Source organism: Variovorax paradoxus (assembly GCA_016806145.1).
Lineage (GTDB): Bacteria > Pseudomonadota > Gammaproteobacteria > Burkholderiales > Burkholderiaceae_C > Variovorax.
In genome coordinates this window covers 195,468-214,424 of the sequence record CP063168.1, presented here as the reverse complement: position 1 = coordinate 214,424, position 18,957 = coordinate 195,468, and the positions used below count along the sequence as shown (strand labels likewise).

The window sequence follows — 18,957 nt, the reverse complement described above, 5'->3', positions numbered from 1 at the left end:
CGGCTACTCCGTAAGTCATTGCCAATTAAATTTTCGAGAGCGCGACGAATCGGAAGGTCGTGCGGACAAGCAGCTTCTGCTGGCCGACGTCTCGCGCTTAGCGCTCTACGCCCTTGCGCGAAGGAGATCGCGCAGCCGTCTGAAGGGCTGGCGAACAAGACCTCGAGCCATTGGGTTGACCTCGCGCAAGCCGAAACCTGCCCGCCGGTTTCCCATGCGTTCTCACATATGGCTAGAGAGGGCGGTGAACGAAGGGGGAGGGAAGGGGACGACAAAGGGAATTGCCATGAAGCGACGCCCTTGGAAAGATCGGTGGCTGCGAACGCATTGGCTGCTAGGAGACTTGCAACAGGCCGAGCGAGAACGACGCGACCTGTATGACGAAAAAAGTCCACAATCCTTGCCGCCCCTGAAGGAGGGGTGTTCCAAGGCTTACGAGGAGCCATCTACAACTATGAAAAGAAATCCGGTGGGGGGCGCAGTCCAGGTGTTGACACTCGCAGAAGTAGCGCGGTGGCAGGTGAGCAATCCGCTCACCGTCGACGCAAGAGCGAAAATCGTGGCGTCCCTTCCCGCCTTGCAAAGAGGCGCGGTTTGGCGAGCAACACAAGTCGAGGCGTTGTGGGATTCGATCGCCTGTGGTTTTCCCATCGGTTCGTTTCTCCTGATGCCCTACCAGGCAAACCTAGGCAGCCAGAAAATGCTGCTGGGACCTCAGGATCTCGAGCCCACGCATATGCTGCTCGATGGTCAACAGCGCGCGAACTCCATCGCCCTTGGCTATCTTGCTCCATGGCTGCGCCGGGAGCCCGATGTGCCAGCTGCGCTCTGGGTCGATCTGGGGGCGCCTCCAAACTCCGAGCGGACGCTGCATGCCCGGCTGGTGAGCCGAGCGCATCCATGGGGCTATCCCGTCGCGAATGATCGACAACGCCTCGAGGCGTCCGACATCCGCAGTGCGATCGAGAACTTTCGCGCCGTCGACAGCGGCAGCGAATGGTCCCGCAAACCGCCGGTCTGTTGCAGTTGGCCTTGGGACTCCTGGGCGCCGGTGCCGCTCGCGGTACTCCTGGCTGCGGACGACGATAGCCCGGCAAGCGTGCTGGCCAAGTACTCCGAGATGGTTCCGTGGTGGCCCGGCCTCGTCACGAAGCACCAGGTCGACGGCAAGGCCTACCACGAGGCCCTGCCCCGGATCTTGAAGGATTCGAGATCGCGGATTGCGGCGTTACGAAGAGTGGTCGACGAGTACAGGGTTCCGGCCATCAACGTGGACCTTGCAAGGAATGGGATGCACGCGATCGGCCTCGATGCTGGCAAGGATCCTGCGGAAACGCTCTTCCTGCGCATCAACGCCGGCGGGACGCCATTGCAAGGCGAGGACCTGATCTATAGCATGGTGAAAGCGATCTGGCCGGATGCCGCCCAGCTGATCGCCAAGCTCCAGCACCATCTTGTCAGCGAGCCACGTGCCGCCCTCATGGTCGCTAGGCTGGCGTTGGTCGACAGGAAATCCTCCGCATTGCCGCCCGTACCAGAGGTGTCGCGTTTTCGCCGCCTGGTGCACGGAGACTCCGCGGAGCAGGCCTATCGAGCGCGCCTGGACGCCTATCTTCGAACCAAGGCGGCCCCGATCTTTCGCGACGCTGCGAAGCTATTGACTGGTGGAGACTATGCGCTGCCTGCGGTGCTGGCGGCAGATCTGGGAAGAGGGGAGGGCGGGCGCGAGATTCTGTTTCTACTGCTCCGATGGATCGAGAGACTCCACGAGAATCGCCAGGCCGTATCCAGCCTGAAGCCAGCACAGCGAAGGCGTGTCCTCGGTGCACTCACTGCGATCTCGTGGTTCTCGCGGCGGCCCGAAGGATGCGTCTCGGTACTCTGGCCTCGCCTTCAAAAGTGCGACGCGTCCGAGCTTGAGAATTTCTTCGAAAGGAAGAACTTTCGCCACTGTCTGATGGGCGATGCGCGGCGCAGGGAACCCCCGATGCTGCTTCTCCCCTCGCCGATGACGCTCTATCGTCAGGTATCCGCGAAGGTGACTTCTCCTCGGGGCGCCCGAGCCTCTGGTGGGTTTCGCGACCCCGGGTCCGCGTTCTGGCGAGAGTGGACGTGGTACGGAAGCTTTGCCACGCTATCGAACTATCTGGAGAACTGGTACCGCAAATCGATGGCCAGGTTGGGCACCATCCACAGCGAGGACGAGCCTTGGAGGGAGCGCGCGGAAGCCGATTGGGTATTGTTCGCGGACAAGCTCTCCCTCGAGCGTCGTCTTGTGTTGCTGGCGCAGCGACACTATCTGGCGGAATGGTTTCCGGATTTCGATCCTACCCATCCGGAAACGGTCGAGGAAATGAATCGGCCATGGGATATGGACCATATCCACCCGCGGTATTTCATCGACGGACGTCACAACGTACCCGATGTAGTGCGAGATTGGCATGCATCGATCGGAAACTTGCGAGCTTGGCCCTTCGATGCGAACCGCGCGGATTCGCACACTCCCCCTGCGGACAAGCTGGGAGGCCGACCCGACGAGGTCTTGAAAGGCTATGGGATCAAGACCGCCAAGGCATTGCGAGCGGCGAGCTTTGTGCTCGATGGGCAATGGGAAGATTTTCAGCGCTGCACTCCCACTCGGCCGGTCCCGCGCTACTTGTCCATGGCAGCGGAACACGGAGAGTGTCGAATCGCGCTTGTCAGAGCGCTTACATCACGCACTGTGGCGCTATATAGCGCTTGGTACAAGGATCTGAAAATAGAGACGTTGATGCCAAGTACGAAGGACTGAGTTGGTCCGTATTTCCGCTATCGAGCGTTGGAAAGCTCAGTTCTTTGGCCATAGCCTAAGATTGCGCATGTGTTCAGGCACATGCCAGCGACCACTGATGTGTGTGAGCCACCCGGCCTTTTTGCAAGTGAGCTGCGGTTGCAGCCAAGCCATGATGAAAGCCGCTCGCAAAGTTCCCAATAAGTGGATCGGGTTATGGCACCCGCTTTTTCTCGATCTTACGCTGGGCCGATCGACTGTTTCATCCTCAGTCTAGAGCCAAGCAAACTTGAAAATCTAAAATCCACGCGCACGCGATTCGGCCGATCTGGCTACCGAACTGAGGGTCGCGCCGCTAATAAAGGGGCGGCCTTGGTCATGATGACTTGGGCATCCGAGCCATCTTGTTGGCCAAGTCGACCACCAGCATGTTGTGATTAAGTCAGGCTTGTGCATGATCGAGATATATGCGCAAACGATTCTTCGATCGATCGAGATACATGCAACGTCGAAAGCGCACCGTGAATGAACAGCGTGCGCACGTAAGTGTTGCCGCGCGTGCTGATCCCAGTCAGCTTGGTTTTTCCGGCGGTGGAGTATTGGCCGGGTGTCAGTCCCAGCCAGTCACTGAGATCTCGTGCCATCTTGAACTGACGGGCATCGCCCACAGCCGCGACAAGAGCCTTCGATGAAGGGGCCGACCCCGGGAATCGATGTGAGTCGCCGCGCGCTGTCTGAGGCGTCAGCCACAGCGTTGATCTGGCGGCTCAGCATCGCGATCCGCCCCTCCAGGACATTCATGTCTTCGGTTAGCCCAGCAAGAAGCGCGCATGGCAGGTGTGAGGTCGTTCACCTCGTCGGCGAGGGCGGCGGGCAGACCGGACTTGAACCCGCCCACGCCGTGACGCATGGCAACTCCGTATTCCAGACAGAATGCACGCATCTGATTGATCAGACGGGTGCGTGTGGAAAGGAGCAGCTGGCGGCTGCGATGGAGCGCCTGCAGATCGACCTGTTCGGTGTGCTTGATCTATACGAAACGCATCGTCGGGCGTGTGACGGCCTCGGCGATTGCCTCAGCGTGGATGATGACGTTCTTGTTGGACTTCACATAGGGCCTCACAAACTGTGCCGGAATGATGTGGACTTGGTGACCGAGCGACGCGAGCCATTGCGATCCTGGGCATGCCTCCATTCCAATCAGGGCACGCGGAATGTTCACGAAGAAATTCTGGATGGTGCTCCGGCTGAGCTTGGTCTTCTTGACGGGGTGGCCGCTGGCGTCCACTCCAACGACATGAAACCACGTCTTACCCAGATCGATGCCGTAACTGACGGCCGCGATTTGCTGGTTGCTCGTGACGGTCTCCGGATGGATGAGGCACGCGTTGTACTACTGGGGGGACGAGGCGGACCATCTCACTAGTGGATTGCGCGCTCGCCCTTGCTGAACGGGGACGGCCAGCTCAGCGCCTCGCTCAACCCAATACGCCAGTCATGAGTACTGCCGGCTGGCGGCCGACTTCGGGATCACGATGTCGATGAGCTGGAAGGGCAACGCATGGGACAACGCGGTGATGGAAAGCTTGTATGGATGCCTCCCGGCAATGAGTAGTAACCCGCATCGTGTCGTGAAGGAGTCGGCTGCTGCCTTGTATCCGGCCTGTGTGTGAGTATTGAGTTGCCCCAGGTCCTCACTGGCCCCGATGTAATCCGCTGACGAGCACCTCATCTTCTTCGCGGACTTTTCAAGTCCTGCTTTCCATTCAGGTTTAACTCGTCTTGGTCTGACCTGTTTCACATCACTTCGCGTTCTGCTGCCTCATTGCCTTCAAAAGCTCACATTCCTCCTCCGCGGATTGCTGTTTGCCAAATGGCTCAAGCCGCTTGCGGCCCGTTGCTGATGTAGCTCCGTTGGTAGTCCTGCTGCCGGGCCGTTACGGCCCAGATCGTCCTGGCCATCTTGGCCGCCTGCGCCACGATCACGACATTGGCCGGCCGTCTGACCTTGATCTGTTCCAACCACGGCCCTGGCTCTTTGGCATGGTGCAGCACTGCACGTGCGCCGTGGATGAGCAATGTGCGCAGGTAGGTGTCACCCCGCTTGGAAATTCCCAACAGATTGACCCTCCCGCCCGTGCCCCGCTGTTTGGGAACTAGGCCTAGCCAGGCGCAGAACTCACGGGCGGACTTGAAGGCGGCGGCATCCCCCATGGTGGCGATCGCTGCCGTGGCCGTCAACAGCCCGACTCCAGGTATCGCAGCCACACGCTTCATGTCCGTATCTGTGCGCAGACGCTGCGACAACCGCAATTCGATGGCTTCGATGTCCGTAGCCAATTGCTTAATCCGCTGGGCCTGTTCCCGCAGGCTATCAGCTACGTACTGGGGGATGTCATTGGCCAGAGACTCCAAGGTGGCTTCGATCTCGCCGAATAGCGCATTCTTGCCTCGCGCGAAGGTTGCGCCGAACTCGTAGAGCAGCCCTCGCAGCGCGTTGATTTGCATGACCTTCATTCTCATGAGCAACTCGCGCTGGCGGTGCAGCACCAAGGTGGCCTGCTGCTGGATGGTTTTCATCCCTACGAATTTAGTGCCCGGCTGTTGGATCGCCAACCATATGGCCCGAGCGTCCGTGGCATCGGTCTTGTTGCCAGTTACGAAAGGGCGCACCGCCTTCGCGTGGATCAGTCGCACACGATGGCCCTGTGCTGTCAGTTCACGCGCCCAGTGATGCGCTCCGCCGCAGGCTTCGATGCCGATCAAGCAGGGCTGGCGATTGGCAAAGTGTTCGAGCATCTTGGCCCGTTTGAGCTGCATGTTGATGATCTCGCCCGAACTCATGTCCACGGTGTGAAGCTGAAAGACGTTCTTGGCGATGTCTAGGCCAACGACCTGCCGACCATCGACAAGGCCGATGACTTGTCCGGCGCCTTGTGTCGCAATACGATTCATCTTGGTTCCTCGATGGTGTATGTGAAGACCTCGGTCTACCACGCTATAGGCACTTCGATGCCGTTTCCATCCGAGCAGTCGCTTTGTCTGCAGAAAACTTGCCCCCACAACGGCTGCGCCCTTCATCTCTGCTCTCCCGATACGTTTGATCTGCCCGCAGGCAGGGAGGCATCCATTACATCTTCTTCAAAATCTTGAAGGTCGAGCGCGTCTACCATGTGCGCTATGACCCCCGGGAGCTGGCTCGCCTGGACATCGTGGACCGGATCGAGGGCTTCTATACCGCGTGCGAATTCATTCGGCAAACGAATACCTCGCCCAGTCACAAGAGAGCGCAGCCTCCTGGCTGCATGCTTGATGCACGCGGAAACGAGGCAGGGTCACATTGCCGTCTGCATCTCCAAGAAGGTGTTTCAGCTGCATTGGGTCGACATGGACACCGGCTGCATCGAGCGCTTGCAGCTGAAGCGCGCAAAGCTGCTCAATTGGTTTGCCAGTCGCACAGCTGCCTTGGTCGTGATGGAAGCCCGCGGCGGAGCTCACGACTGGGGCCGAGGCTTGATGGGACTCGGCCCCGAGGTACGACTCATCTCGCCCGGAAAAGTACGTCCGTTCGTGCAGCGCAACAAGACCGATGCTGCGGACGCGCGAGCGATTTGGACCGCGTGCCGGCAGCCGGGCATGCGCTTTGGTCCCGTCAAGAGCGAGGCGCAGCAGATCGTGCTGTCGCTACGCGCGCAGCTTATGAAGACCCGCATCATGCAAACCAACGAGCTGCGGGGCGTGCTGTATGAATTCGGCATCGTGCTGCCGGGAGGTCACGCGGCGCTTCTCAAGGCATTGGCCGCTTGTTAGCGCCGATGTAAAACTGACCCACTGGGGGTGCGGACAAAACTTGGACTACCAAGAGGTAGTTCATGTATTCCTACGAAGATCGGATTCGAGCCGTTGAGCTCTACATCAAGCTTGGCAAACGCGTCGGACCGACCATCCGGCAGCTCGGTTATCCAACCAAGAATGCTCTGAAGGGCTGGTACAACGAGTACCAGCAGAAGCTCGACCTGCCAGCGGGCTATGCGGGCCGCCGCCCCAAGTTCTCGCAGGAGCAAAAAGCGGCAGCGATCGAGCACTACCTCGCTCACGACCGCTGCATTGCGGCCACCATGCGGGCACTGGGCTACCCCCCGCAGAGGGACGCTAACCGCCTGGATCCGCGAGGCCCTTCCTGAGGTCAGAAGGGCTGTCGTCGGCAGTGTGAAGCGACGAAGGCATTCCGCAGAGCTGATGCAGGCTGGAGTCATGGAACTCTGCACGCGCGAGGTAAGCGCCCAGACTATCGCCGACACGCTCGGCGTGTGCCGGCCAACGCTGTACAACTGGAAGAATCAACTTCTGGGACGTGAGGCACCCGCATCCATGAAACGCACCAATCAAACGCCGTCGTCGCAAGAGCGCGACGAACTCGAGCGCCAGGTGGAGTCGCTGCGCCGCGAAGTCAGGCAACTGCGCCTCGAGCAGGACCTCTTGAACAAGGCCAACGAACTGTTAAAAAAAGGCCTGGGCGTCGACCTGCAGCTCCTGTCCAACCGGGAGAAGACACTGCTGATTGACGCCCTCAGGGAGCACTATGGCCTGCCAGAGCTCCTTGCACAGTTGGATCTTGCGCGTAGTTCGTACTTCTACCATCGGGCTCGCGCAGTGGTGGGCGACAAGTATCGGGAGGTGCGGCAATCCATTACCGACATCTTTGAGTCGAACCACCGCTGCTATGGCTACCGCAGGCTGCAGGCTTCGCTCACGAGGCAGGACGTCACGATCTCCGAGAAGGTCGTGCAGCGGTTGATGAAGCAGGAAAGCTTGGTGGTTCCAAGACCCAGGAAGCGCAGATATGCGTCATACCTCGGCGAGATCAGCCCAGCGCCCGAAAACGTCATCAACCGCGACTTCCAAGCGGCGGCCCCGAACGCTAAATGGCTCACAGACATCACGGAGTTCCAGATCCCGGCTGGCAAGGTGTACCTCTCGCCCATCATCGACTGCTTCGACGGGATGGTCGTCAGCTGGACCATTGGGACCAGTCCGGACGCCGAGCTGGTCAACACCATGATGGATGCAGCCATCGAGACGGTCGCGGAAACCGCCGATAGGCCTGTGGTCCACTCCGATTGCGGCGGCCACTACCGTTGGCCAGGTTGGCTATCAAGAATGAGCGACGCGAACTTCACGCGCTCGATGTCTCGCAAGGCATGCTCACCTGACAACGCAGCTTGCGAAGGATTCTTCGGTCGACTCAAGAACGAGCTGCTCTACCCTCGAGACTGGAAGAACGCCACCATCGAGCAGCTCGTCGAGGCCGTCGACTCGTACATCCGCTGGTACAACGAGAAGCGGATCAAGATCTCTCTTGGCTCTCTCAGCCCCACCGAATACCGAGTAAGCCTTGGACTTGCGGCATAAACCAGTCCAAGTTTTTATCCGCACCCCCAGTGGGTCAGATTTAAATCGGCGTTGACACCCGCTGCCATGTGCGACGCGAAGACGGGGCTGCCAGCGATGCTCATGGAAAGCCTGGACGAGCAACTCAGGCGAGTCCAGCAACTGTGGGCCGGCATCGGACTCATCGTGGGACGGCTCTCTCAGCAGATGCGGGCAATGCCGGCCTGCAAAGCTGTCGCCGAGATCCCTGGCATTGGTCTTCTCACAGCCACGGCCGTGGTCGCCAGCAAGGGTACGCCGACAGCGTTCAAATACGCTCGGGAGTTTGCTGCACGGATCGGATTGGCCCTCGACAGACCGGCACCGATGGGCGGGTACGGCAGCTTGGCTCAGTAAACGAGGTGATGCTTACCTGCGAACGTTGCTTATGCACTGTGCTCGAGTCGTGGTGATCAGATCCAAGGATGGCCCGACCTGGCGATGGCTGACCGCTTTGTTGCAGCGCAGACCTTACAGCTTGGCTGTCGCCGCGGTGGCGAACAAGCTGGCGCGAACGACCTGGGCGGTGCTGGCAAGAGGCCAAGCCTGGCCCCCCGAGGCGTGGAGGCCCGCGCACGGAGGGCGAAGAGAATAGGCCAAAGTCCCAGCTCACGTACGCGTCATCGATCTTCAATCGCGGGCCGGCGTATGGCGATTCGGATGAAACACTGCGCCGCATGCTATGGCGCCAGGGCGCTCTTGCTGCAGTTCGCTACAGCTGCTTCGAAGCAGGCAGCGGCTGCAAAGCTGCCCGACGCGAAGCCCTCAGGGCGCAGTGCAGCGTCCCGGCCGCATCGGGACGTGCGCGATGCCAGCCCCGACTGGCAAGCCCGTCATCAACCCTCGGCGCCGACCAGCAATTTGGCGCGATCCGTACAGACAACTTCACAACCATGCGGGTGGCGCAAGGCACCTCGGCTTTGGCGTTTGCTATTAACCATATGGTCTATACGATTCCGTCGTCTTCATATTTGTGTATTGGGGAAAATCCCCGGAACCGACCTGATCAAATACCTCTACTATTGGCCAAACGGTTAATAACAGGTCGATCAAAACAAGCCAACCAGGAGACTCTTCGTGCAACCACTCAAACCACTTCCCCCCGTGCGGCCAGCTTCGACGTCGATATGTCTTGCGGCGGCGCTGATCTTTTCCGCGCAAACCGCCTTGGGGCAGGAAGCGGTACGGCTGGGTTTCATGACCGTGCGCACAGGACCATTGGCATCAGGCGGCAAGCAGATGGACGACGCACTGCGCCTGTTCCTGAAGGAGCGCAATTCGACGATTGCCGGGCGCAAGGTCGAGCTGATTTCTATCGACACCGCAGGCACGCCCGCGATCGCAAAATCCAAGGCCCAGGAACTGGTCGAGAAGCACAAGGTGCACGCCATCATCGGGCCCCTGGCGGCGTTCGAGGCACTGGCTCTCGACGACTACATCCGAAAGTCAGAGACACCGATCATCTCGCCGTCGGCCGCCGCAGACGACATGACGCAACGAAAGCCCAATCCCTGGTTCGTGCGTGCTGTTGCGAGTTCTTCCCAGCAGAGCCATCCGCTGGGCGAGTACGCTGCCAAGACGCTGAACTACAGGCGCGTTGCGATCATTGGCGATGACCTTGCCTACGGCCATGAGGTGGCAGCCGGCTTCCAACGCACCTTCGAGGACAACGGCGGCATGGTGGTGCAGAAGCTGTGGCCGCCTCTTAATGCGCCTGATTACGGCAACTACATAGGCCAGCTCACGCAGAACGTCGACGCTGTTTACGCGGTGTTTGCCGGCGCCAACGGCGTGAAGTTCATGAAGCAATACAACGAATATGGGCTCAAGGGAAAGATTCCCGTGCTGGGCGCCATGACAACCGTGGACGAAGGCAATTTCAAGTCAACCGGCGACGAGGCGCTTGGCGTGATTTCTTCCGGCTGGTACGCCGCTTCACTCAACAACCCCGCGAATCGCGCGTATGCAGACGGGATGCTGCGCACCTATCAACAGGAGCCTGGCTACTACGCGACCGGCGCATATGGCGCGGCGTTGATGCTCGAGGCCGCAATGGTCGCCGTGAAGGGGCGCGTTGAAGACAAGGCCGCTTTCATGCAGGCGCTGAGGAACGTACAGGTCACAACTGATCCGCGCGGCAAGGTGAACCTCGATGCCTTGGGAAATCCGGTGCTGGACATCCACATCCGCCGGCTGGAAAAGCGCGACGGAAAGCTGGTGAACACCGTCATCAAAACCTACCCCGCAGTCAGCCAGTTCTGGACGTACAAGACGGCGGAGTTCCTGGCCAACCCGGTGTACTCCCGCGATTTTCCGGTCGCAAAGAACCTCGGAAAGTGATCGATCCATGTCGTCGTCCCTGCTGATCACGCAAACGCTCAACAGCTTGGCAATGGGCGGGGTGTTGTTCATCCTGTCCAGCGGTTTCTCCCTCATCTTTGGGCTCATGCGCGTGGCCAACTTCGCACATGGCGCACTCTTCATGCTCGGGGCCTATGTCGGTGTCGAGGTGATGGCACGAAGCAACAGCTTCCTGGTGGCGGTTGTCGTCGGTGCGCTTGCCGTGAGCGTGCTGGGCGCCATGATCGAACGCACCCTCCTGCGGCGCCTTGCCGGTCAGCCCCTGGCGCAGGTACTGGCCACCCTGGGCGTCGCCTTCGTCGTCGCCGACGGCTGCCTCTGGTACTGGGGCGGCGATCCGCGCACGGTCAGCGCGCCGCCACTGCTGTCCGGCGGCACCTCGCTCGGGATCGCCATGTTCCCAACCTATCGGCTGGCCCTCATTGCTTTTGGTCTGCTCAGCGCACTGATCTTGTGGGCACTGCTTAACCGAACGCGAATCGGCGTGAGCATCCGTGCCAGCGTCGACGATCTGCAGATGGCTCGCGGCATCGGCGTGCCGGCATCGACCCTTTTCACTGCGGTCTTCGCACTGGGCTGTGCGCTGGCGGGCATGGGAGGAGTCTTGGCCTCTCCCATCCTTTCCGTCTCGCCTGGTATGGACCACGAGATGCTGCCCCTGGCGTTGGCCGTGGTCATCCTGGGTGGCATGGGCAGCTTGGTGGGTGCGCTCGTAGGAAGCTTTGTCATCGGGGCCATCTACAGCGTGGGCCAGGTCGCTTTCCCGGAACTGGCTTATGTCGTGCTTTTTGTCCCGATGGTTGCGATCCTCGCTCTGCGCCCTCGCGGCCTGTTCGGACGGGTGGCGACATGAAATCTTTGCTGCTCGCTCTCCTGGTTGTTGTCGCCGCAGTGGCTCCGGCGGTGCTGCATAACCCTTACTACCTGAACCTGCTCACCCAGGCCTGCATCGCCTCCATGTTTGCCCTGAGCCTGGATCTTTTGTGCGGCCATGCCGGCCTTGACTCCCTTGCTCATGGCGGCTTCCTGGGATTGTCGGCATACACCAGTGCGTGGCTCACCATGAGCCTTGGCTTTGGGCATTTGCCGGCGGCATTCATGGCGCTGGTTGTCGCGTCGCTGGGTGCGCTGGTGTTCGGCCTGATCGCGCTGCGTGCAGCCGGCATCGGATTCCTGATGATCACGCTGGCGCTTGGCCAGATCCTCTGGGGAATCGCCTACCGCTGGGCCTCGGTGACGGGGGGCGACAACGGCCTGACCAGGCTGCAACGGCCATCGCCCTTCGGACTCAACCTGGAGGACCCAGTGATTTTCTACTGGTCAACGCTGGCGCTGCTCATGAGCATGGCGGCGCTGATTGCCGTGTTCGCGGCCTCGCCGCTCGGCCACAGCGTTCGCGGCACACGCGACCAGCCACGCCGCATGGCCGCCCTGGGCTACTCGGTCTTTCGCATCCGCCTCACAGTTTTTGTACTGAGCGGGTTCCTGGGGGGCGTGGCGGGACTGGTCTACGTGTACTACCACCAGTTCATCAGCCCTCACGCGCTGTCGCTCGCAGACGCTGCCGAGATGCTGCTGATGGTCATCATCGGCGGCGCGGGGACGCTGAGCGGCCCTATCGTCGGCGCGTTCTTGTTGACCGGTCTCAAACACTTGGCAAGTGCTTATGTGGAGCGATGGGTCACGTTACTGGGACTTGTGTTCATTGCAGTGGTGCTGTTCTTGCCCAAAGGCATCGTTCCAGAGTTGTTGACCTGGCGTGCCCGCCGCAAGAACCGCGAACACACTGTGCCTGCAAGTTCGGTGGTCGCACTGCCACTCGGAAAGAAGCAGGCATGAACACCATGCTCAGCATCAGCGGTTTGGCCAAGTCCTACGGGGGCCTGCGGGTGACGTGCGACATCAGCATTGATATCGCGCGCGGTGAGCGCCATCTGCTAATCGGCCCGAACGGCGCTGGAAAAACCACCCTCTTCAACCTCATCTCCGGCGACGTCCCACCAGACCACGGACGCATTGTGATCGACGCAGTGGACATGACACGGATGGCCACTGCTGCTCGCGTCCAGCACGGCGTGGCGCGAACCTACCAAATCATCACACTCTTCGAACGGGACACCCTGCGGAGCAACGTGATGCTGTCGTTGCTCGGGAAGACCGCAGGGCGCTGGCTCCCCTGGGGAAGGCTCGAACGCGGAGGCCTTTACGCGAAGGCGTTCGAGTGCCTACGGCGAGTCGGCTTGGAGAGCAAGGCGGATCTTCCGCTTGCGCATACATCCTACGGTGAAAAACGTCGGCTCGAGATCGCCATGGCGCTCGCGCAGGAGCCCCGCCTGCTGTTGCTCGACGAGCCACTCGCCGGACTATCTGCCGAAGAGCGGGAGACGGTGACGCGCGTGCTCCGTGAGATCCCCCGCCATGTCACCGTGCTGCTGATCGAGCATGACATGGATGTCGCGCTCTCACTGGCCGACCGCGTGACCCTGCTGCATCAGGGCGCGGTCGTTGCAACCGGCTCGAGAGAAGAGATTGCCAACCATCCGAAGACACGCGAGGTTTATCTTGGGCAATGAAGTGTTTTCTTTTACAGGGGTCAACGCCTTCTATGGGGACAGCCATGTGCTGCACGACATCGAGTTGAAGGCGAGGTCCGGCCGCGCGCTGGCGCTGCTGGGACGAAACGGTGCCGGGAAGTCGACATGCCTGTCTACCGCGATTGGCTTCGTAAAGGCCCGTACGGGCCGCATCCTGCTCGATGGCAAAGACATGCGCGGTCTTGCGCCCGAAGCAATCTGCCGCGCCGGCGTGGGCCTGGTACCGCAAGGGCGGCGCGTGTTTCCGACGCTCAGCGTCAGGGAGAACCTGGAAGTGGCGCAAGGCGCTCGACAAAGCCCCGGCGCGACGGGCTGGACTCTCCAGCGCGTGTTCGACATGTTTCCCCGCCTCAAGGAGCGGCACGCCCAGCTTGCAGGGAGCCTCTCGGGCGGCGAGCAGCAGATGCTCGCAATCGGGAGGGCGCTGATGACGCAGCCCAGGGTGTTGTTGCTCGATGAGCCGTCCGAGGGGCTTGCACCCCAGATCGTGCGGCAGCTTGCCACGGCCTTCATCCTGCTCAAGAGCGAGATGGCGGTCGTGCTGGTGGAGCAGAACCTGAACTTTGCCCTCGAAGTTGCCGACGACATCGTGCTGCTCAACACCGGTCGCGTGGTCTTCAGCGGCGACTGCGAGGCTTTCATGGAGCGCCGCTCTCAACTCTATGCCCACCTTGCCGTGGCCTGATCTCCTCCATCTCTTGAGACCGATATGACATACGAATTTCAGATCGCGCCTGCGGGCGATTACAAGTTGCGATATCTGGATGTGGGCCAGGGCCCTGCCGTGTTGCTAATCCATGGTCTGGCCGGTGATTGCGCCGGCTGGTTTCCCCTCATTGAGGCGTTGCGCGATCGCCATCGGGTCATCGCATTCGACAATCGCGGCGCAGGCCAGAGCACGCAGATTGACGAGCCGATCACGACAGCGGATCTTGCCGGGGACACCTTCGCCCTTCTGGACCACCTGAACCTGGAAAGCGTGCAAGTGGTGGGCCGATCAATGGGCGGAGCGGTTGCACAGATCATGGCCCTTCAAGCCCCTGAGCGCATCCGATCGATGGTCCTATGTGCCTCTTTTGCCAAGCTGGACCCTCTGGGCGTGCGTGTTCTGACGATCATGCGAGAGGTGCTGGAATGGCGCGGGAGCTGGCAGGACCATGCGCGCCACAGCGTGCACTATTTTCTCTCCCCCGACAGCTTCAATTGCCGGCCCGAAATGGTTACCAGGATCGAGAGCCTGATAGGCGGTGAATCGCGGTTGCAAGAGGCCTACAGTCACCAAAATCGCGCCTGCGTCGCGCACGATACTGTGGCGCGACTGCCGCAGATCCGACAGCCAGTGCTGGTGCTCGCCGGTGCGCAGGATCCGATTGCCTCTGCGGTGGCGACCGGGCAGTTGAGCACAGGCCTTCCCAATAGCGAGACCGTGCTGTTCGAGAACGCGAGCCACTTCTTCCTGCTGGAGCAGCAGGCGCGTTTTCACGGTTTGGTCGCGCAATGGTTGCAACGCCACAGTCCCGCATGAAACCCGCCCCTTTCATTTACCACCGCCCTCACTCGGTGGAGGAGGCATTGGTCGCCTTGGCGCAGGAAGACGCCAAGCTTTTGGCCGGCGGGCAATCGCTGATGCCGATGATGAACATGCGTTTTGTTTCACCGATGCACGTCGTTGATGCGAGCCGGATAGCCGACCTTTCCTATGTACATCGCGCTGGTGATTGGCTTGTAGTCGGCGCGATGACGAAACAGGCACTGCTTCTGGAGAACGAATTTGTTTGCAAGGAATGTCCCTTGATGCGCGAGGCATTGGCACACGTCGGCCATGTACAGACACGTAGTAGAGGAACGATCGGTGGCAGCCTCTGCCATCTCGACCCAGCTGCCGAACTGCCACTGGTATGCCTCGTGCTCGATGCGCGTATGACGGTCCGCGGTCCCCACGGCGCTCGTGAGCTCAGCGCGGTAGATTGGCCTGTTGCATACATGACGCCTGCGCTGGATTCGCAGGAGATCCTCACTGCCATCTCGCTGCCTTTGCGGCGGCCAGGTCAGGGCGATGCCTTTGTTGAATTCGCCCGGCGATCCGGCGACTTCGCCGTGGCAGCGGTTGCCTGCTCACTTGTGCTGGACGACAGGGGGATTGTCGCGAGCGTAGCGCTCGGGATCGGTGGCCTGTGCGCAGTGCCAACGAGGCTGACACGGGCAGAAGAAATTCTGCGCGGCAAGCCGCCGGAACAAGCCCATTTCGACGCTGCTTGCGCCGTCGTCGATGCGCTTGATGTCAGCGACGACGCCTATTACGAGGCGGCTTACCGAAAGAAAATTGGGCGTGTGCTGGTACGGCGCGCGCTGGAATCCGCGTCCAGACGCGCGCTGGAGATCTGACATGACAAGTGAATATCCTGTCGCCTTCTCGCTCAACGGCCGGGCGCGCGAGTGCAATACGCCTCACCGGATGCTGGTGGCTGACCTGCTACGCACACGCCTTGGCCTCACCGGCACCCACATCGGCTGTGAGCACGGGGTTTGCGGAGCCTGCACCATCGTCGTGGATGGCGAGCCGGTGCGCTCGTGCCTGATGCTGGGCCCGCAACTGGACGGCACCGAGGTGACGACAGTGGAGGGGTTAGCTCATAGGTCAAGTGGTGCACTGACGGAACTGCAACAGGCCTTCCGTCGTCACCACGCGCTCCAGTGCGGCTTTTGTACTGCGGGCGTACTGATGTCGTTCAGCGCATTCCTTGATCGGGAGCGGCATCCGACGCAGGAGCAGATCCGCGAAGTTCTGTCTGGGCATCTGTGCCGCTGCACCGGCTACCAAGGCATTGTGGCCGCGGTGATGGACGCGGCGGAGCGGATGCGCACGGGAGGCGGATCATGAGCTTCATAGGAAAGCGCGTCGAGCGGCTCGAGGATGAGCGCTTGCTGCGAGGCAACGGCTGCTATGTCGACGACATCCGGCTACCTGACATGTGGCACGTGGGCTTCGTGCGCAGTTCGCATGCGCATGCGCGGATCATGAACGTGGACGTGTCGCGTGCTCTCGATACACCTGGCGTACGCGAAGTGCTGTTGGCAGCAGACCTTGGTGACGCCGGCGAACGGCGCATGCCGCAGGCCTTTCCCAGTCCGGCGATCACCCTCTCGAAGACTCAGTACCTTCTGGCAAGGGGTGAAGTGTGCTATGTCGGAGAGGCCATCGCCGTGGTGATAGCTGACAGCCGTTACGCTGCCGAGGATGGTGTCAATGCAGTCGACATCGACTATGAGCCCCTGCCCGTGGTGACCGACTGCCAGTCCGCGCTAGGCGCCGATTCAGCGCGCGCCCACGACGGTGCGGATAGCAACCTGGCAGGACGCTTGCAGGCCGGCTATGGAGACATCGATGGGGCCTTCAGCAAGGCAGACGTCAAGCTGACCCGGCACATCGTGATGCATCGCGGCGGTTGTCACTCGATGGAAGGCCGAGGGGTGGTTACCGCCCTTCAACCCGGACACGCGGGCCTGACGCTCTGGACGTCCACCCAGTCACCCCATGCGGTGCGACGCCAAGTCGCTGCGTTTCTTGGATGGGAAGAGCCGCGCGTCCGTGTGATGACGCCTGATGTAGGTGGCGGCTTCGGGCCGAAGGCTGCCGTGTACCCGGAAGAACTGCTGTTGGCCGTGCTGGCGTTGCGGCTGGGGGTACCGCTCAAATGGACCGAGGATCGCAGGGAACATTTCCTGTCCACGACCCAGCAGCGCGATCAGGTCTGGGACATCGAGATCGCCGCGACAGCCGAGGGACGACTTCTGGCACTTCGTGGAAAGGGCGCACATGACAACGGCGCGTATCTCCCCTATGGATTGGTGCTGCCGCAAAGCTCACTCTGGCCGTTCCCCGGACCCTACGCGATGGAGGCGCTCGATCTGACATTGGATGTGGCCTATACCAACCTCGTGCCGACGTCGCCAGTGCGTGGCGCTGGCCGCCCGAACGCAGCCTTCGTAATGGAGCGCTGCATCGATGCGGTGGCACGCCATCTGCAAATGGACCCGGCGGCCGTTCGGGAAGTCAACTTCGTTCGGCCAGACCAGTTTCCCTATGCAACGGGAATGCGGTACCGCGATGGCTCGATGGCGTCTTACGACAGCGGCGACTTCGGCGCTTGTCTTCGCAAGGCGCTCGAAGCCGCGAAATATGATGAGTTCGCGCGCCGGCGGGAGGCTTCGGCCGAAGCTGGCCTCCTTCGCGGCATCGGGGTCGCGAGCTACGTGGACGACACTGGGTCGGGGCCCTTCGAAGGTGCGACGGTCCAGGTGCTTTCTACCGGCTCGGCGCTAGTCGTCACCGGAGCAGCGGGCCAAGGCCAAGGACACGCCACCATACTCGCCCAGATCTGTGCGGAGCGGCTTGGCATCGAACTCGGGCGTGTCGAAGTGGTTTCCGGCGACACAGGAAGGATGCCCTTTGGACTTGGCACCTTTGGCAGTCGGATTGCCGTCGCGGCCGGATCGTCAGTCAATCAGGCTGCAGGCGAAGTTGCCGCCAAGGCGATCCGATTCGCGGCACAGATCTGGAAGACGGACGCGGGGGCGCTCGGTCTTGCCGGCGGTCATGTCGTGGAAAAGGCCGGTGAGTGTCGGTCTATCGGCCTGGGCGATATTGCCCGTGCACTTGCCGGTGTACCCGGGATGCCGCTGCCAGGCGGCCTTTCACCTGGCCTCGAGGCCACCGCCTACATGCCCATTTCAGGACCGACGACCGCCAGCGGAACGCAAGTGGCCGAAGTGGAGATCGATCCTCAAACTGGTCACGTCGACATCGTCGACTACGTGGTGGCACACGACTGCGGACGAATGCTCAATCCAATGCTTGTGGAGGGGCAGATCATCGGCGGCGTCGTGCACGGCATTGGCAATGCGTTCTACGAGCGCATGGTGTACGACGCCGAAGGTCAGCCGCTATCGATGAACTACGGCGAGTACCTACTGCCGACCGCACCCGAGATACCTGCGATCCGCATCGTGCACCTCGAGACGCCAAGCCCGCTGAATCCTCTTGAGGCCAAGGGTGCGGGTGAAGGCGGGACGATACCGGCTGCCGCTGCACTGATCGCTGCAGTCGAGCACGCGCTGTCCGAACACGGCGCGCATGTCGACCATCACCCTGTGTCGCCCCAAGACATCCTTCGATGGGTCGAGGCGGAACGTTAAAGACCAACACCATGAACATCAAAAACAGCTTCGAGATCGACTGTCCCATTGCACGTGCCTGGGCACTTCTGACAGACATCCCTGCGGTGGCCCCGTGTATGCCCGGAGTTGAGATCACCGAGGTCCGTAGCGACGGCGTGATCCTGCTTGTGGGTCGGGTCAAACTCGGCCCTGTCCAGCTTGAGATGCAGGGGGAAGCGCAACTCCTGGACGCCGATTCTTCGACGCATACGGCAAAGCTCGCTGGCAAGGCACGGGACCGCAAGGGCCGTGGAAGTGCGGTCTCGACAATAGTTTTTTCCCTCCACGAGCGCGACGTTGACCGAACATTGGTCGAAGTCGACAGCGAGGTTGATTTGGCGGGCTCCATTGCACAATATGGACGTGGTTCGGGCCTGGTGCAGATTGCAGCGTCACAGATCGTCGCCCAGTTTGCGGCCAACCTGCAGGCCCTCATCGCTCGGGACCAGGCGGCCCCGCCGCTTGCGCCGGCCCGGCCGATTTCCGGATTCAGCCTTGTGGCACGCAGCATGTGGCTTCGCATTCTTCAGCTCTTCACGCGCGCGGGTGCGAATGATCGAGGTTGAGAACGTTCGCACGCTGCGG

General features: G+C 61.1%; 17 protein-coding genes. 15 read left to right on the top strand and 2 right to left on the bottom strand.

Translation table 11 applies throughout. The annotated features are described in order from the left end of the window. Positions 1 to 520 precede the first annotated feature (520 nt). Entirely contained in the window at positions 521 to 2,791 is a 2,271-nt protein-coding gene (locus INQ48_43485; protein ID QRF63259.1) for a DUF262 domain-containing protein, read from the top strand. A gap of 416 nt (positions 2,792 to 3,207) precedes the next feature. On the opposite strand, the gene INQ48_43480 is transcribed toward INQ48_43485, so the two are convergent. After that, positions 3,208 to 3,414: a transposase gene (locus INQ48_43480; protein ID QRF63258.1), complete on the bottom strand. Its 207-nt coding sequence runs from the start codon at positions 3,412 to 3,414 to the stop codon at positions 3,208 to 3,210. A gap of 44 nt (positions 3,415 to 3,458) precedes the next feature. On the opposite strand from INQ48_43480, the gene INQ48_43475 reads away from it, so the two are divergent. Then, positions 3,459 to 4,196, top strand: a complete 738-nt coding sequence (locus tag INQ48_43475; protein ID QRF63257.1) for a hypothetical protein — start codon at positions 3,459 to 3,461, stop codon at positions 4,194 to 4,196. A 452-nt stretch (positions 4,197 to 4,648) separates the two neighbouring features. Here the strand turns inward: INQ48_43475 and INQ48_43470 are convergent, their stop codons facing one another. Beyond that, a complete protein-coding gene (locus INQ48_43470; GenBank protein QRF63446.1) occupies positions 4,649 to 5,689 on the bottom strand; it encodes an IS110 family transposase in 1,041 nt (346 codons plus the stop codon). Between the two features lie 390 nt (positions 5,690 to 6,079). Here INQ48_43470 and INQ48_43465 point away from each other — a divergent pair, with 390 nt between their 5' ends. The 13 genes from INQ48_43465 (at position 6,080) to INQ48_43405 (ending at position 18,938) form a co-directional block, all read left to right on the top strand. Then, positions 6,080 to 6,580, top strand: coding sequence for a transposase (locus tag INQ48_43465; GenBank protein QRF63256.1), 501 nt, complete (start codon positions 6,080 to 6,082; stop codon positions 6,578 to 6,580). A gap of 62 nt (positions 6,581 to 6,642) precedes the next feature. Then, positions 6,643 to 8,182, top strand: a protein-coding gene (locus tag INQ48_43460) for an IS3 family transposase (GenBank protein ID QRF63255.1) whose coding sequence is annotated in 2 segments (ribosomal slippage) — positions 6,643 to 6,906 and positions 6,908 to 8,182 — 1,539 coding nt in all. Because the reading frame shifts where the segments join, the coding sequence is not laid out codon by codon here. Between the two features lie 66 nt (positions 8,183 to 8,248). Continuing rightward, complete coding sequence (locus tag INQ48_43455) at positions 8,249 to 8,557, top strand: transposase (protein QRF63254.1); 309 nt, start codon at positions 8,249 to 8,251, stop codon at positions 8,555 to 8,557. 840 nt (positions 8,558 to 9,397) lie between these two features. Next, positions 9,398 to 10,540 (top strand): ABC transporter substrate-binding protein, encoded by a 1,143-nt coding sequence (locus INQ48_43450; protein QRF63445.1) that lies wholly within the window; start codon positions 9,398 to 9,400, stop codon positions 10,538 to 10,540. A gap of 7 nt (positions 10,541 to 10,547) precedes the next feature. Further along, complete coding sequence (locus tag INQ48_43445; protein ID QRF63253.1) at positions 10,548 to 11,414, top strand: branched-chain amino acid ABC transporter permease; 867 nt, start codon at positions 10,548 to 10,550, stop codon at positions 11,412 to 11,414. Then, positions 11,411 to 12,400: a branched-chain amino acid ABC transporter permease gene (locus INQ48_43440; protein QRF63252.1), complete on the top strand. Its 990-nt coding sequence runs from the start codon at positions 11,411 to 11,413 to the stop codon at positions 12,398 to 12,400. Before INQ48_43445 ends, INQ48_43440 begins: the two co-directional genes overlap by 4 nt. After that, positions 12,397 to 13,134 carry an ABC transporter ATP-binding protein gene (locus INQ48_43435; GenBank protein QRF63251.1) on the top strand — a complete coding sequence of 246 codons (738 nt, stop codon included), beginning with the start codon at positions 12,397 to 12,399 and terminating at the stop codon, positions 13,132 to 13,134. Before INQ48_43440 ends, INQ48_43435 begins: the two co-directional genes overlap by 4 nt. A gap of 1 nt (position 13,135) precedes the next feature. Further along, positions 13,136 to 13,840 carry an ABC transporter ATP-binding protein gene (locus INQ48_43430; GenBank protein QRF63444.1) on the top strand — a complete coding sequence of 235 codons (705 nt, stop codon included), beginning with the start codon at positions 13,136 to 13,138 and terminating at the stop codon, positions 13,838 to 13,840. A gap of 24 nt (positions 13,841 to 13,864) precedes the next feature. Further along, on the top strand, positions 13,865 to 14,680 hold the full coding sequence (locus tag INQ48_43425) for an alpha/beta hydrolase (protein QRF63250.1): 816 nt from the start codon (positions 13,865 to 13,867) through the stop codon (positions 14,678 to 14,680). Beyond that, entirely contained in the window at positions 14,677 to 15,540 is an 864-nt protein-coding gene (locus INQ48_43420) for a xanthine dehydrogenase family protein subunit M (GenBank protein QRF63249.1), read from the top strand. Before INQ48_43425 ends, INQ48_43420 begins: the two co-directional genes overlap by 4 nt. Before the next feature lies 1 nt (position 15,541). After that, positions 15,542 to 16,036: a (2Fe-2S)-binding protein gene (locus tag INQ48_43415; protein ID QRF63248.1), complete on the top strand. Its 495-nt coding sequence runs from the start codon at positions 15,542 to 15,544 to the stop codon at positions 16,034 to 16,036. Further along, positions 16,033 to 18,351: a xanthine dehydrogenase family protein molybdopterin-binding subunit gene (locus INQ48_43410; protein QRF63247.1), complete on the top strand. Its 2,319-nt coding sequence runs from the start codon at positions 16,033 to 16,035 to the stop codon at positions 18,349 to 18,351. The genes INQ48_43415 and INQ48_43410 overlap by 4 nt, the downstream gene beginning before the upstream one ends. Positions 18,352 to 18,362: 11 nt before the next feature. Continuing rightward, positions 18,363 to 18,938, top strand: a complete 576-nt coding sequence (locus INQ48_43405; GenBank protein ID QRF63246.1) for an SRPBCC family protein — start codon at positions 18,363 to 18,365, stop codon at positions 18,936 to 18,938. The last annotated feature ends 19 nt before the right edge of the window (positions 18,939 to 18,957 follow it).

Excerpts from the sequence above, each read along its gene's own strand:
- INQ48_43440 (QRF63252.1), top strand. The coding sequence starts at position 11,411 with ATGAAATCTTTGCTGCTCGCTCTCCTGGTTGTTGTCGCCGCAGTGGCT.
- INQ48_43415 (QRF63248.1), top strand. The coding sequence starts at position 15,542 with ATGACAAGTGAATATCCTGTCGCCTTCTCGCTCAACGGCCGGGCGCGC.
- INQ48_43475 (QRF63257.1), top strand. The coding sequence starts at position 3,459 with ATGAAGGGGCCGACCCCGGGAATCGATGTGAGTCGCCGCGCGCTGTCT.
- INQ48_43425 (QRF63250.1), top strand. The coding sequence starts at position 13,865 with ATGACATACGAATTTCAGATCGCGCCTGCGGGCGATTACAAGTTGCGA.
- INQ48_43410 (QRF63247.1), top strand. The coding sequence starts at position 16,033 with ATGAGCTTCATAGGAAAGCGCGTCGAGCGGCTCGAGGATGAGCGCTTG.
- INQ48_43435 (QRF63251.1), top strand. The coding sequence starts at position 12,397 with ATGAACACCATGCTCAGCATCAGCGGTTTGGCCAAGTCCTACGGGGGC.
- INQ48_43420 (QRF63249.1), top strand. The coding sequence starts at position 14,677 with ATGAAACCCGCCCCTTTCATTTACCACCGCCCTCACTCGGTGGAGGAG.
- INQ48_43450 (QRF63445.1), top strand. The coding sequence starts at position 9,398 with ATGACCGTGCGCACAGGACCATTGGCATCAGGCGGCAAGCAGATGGAC.
- INQ48_43405 (QRF63246.1), top strand. The coding sequence starts at position 18,363 with ATGAACATCAAAAACAGCTTCGAGATCGACTGTCCCATTGCACGTGCC.
- INQ48_43455 (QRF63254.1), top strand. The coding sequence starts at position 8,249 with ATGTGCGACGCGAAGACGGGGCTGCCAGCGATGCTCATGGAAAGCCTG.
- INQ48_43480 (QRF63258.1), bottom strand. The coding sequence starts at position 3,414 with ATGGCACGAGATCTCAGTGACTGGCTGGGACTGACACCCGGCCAATAC.
- INQ48_43445 (QRF63253.1), top strand. The coding sequence starts at position 10,548 with ATGTCGTCGTCCCTGCTGATCACGCAAACGCTCAACAGCTTGGCAATG.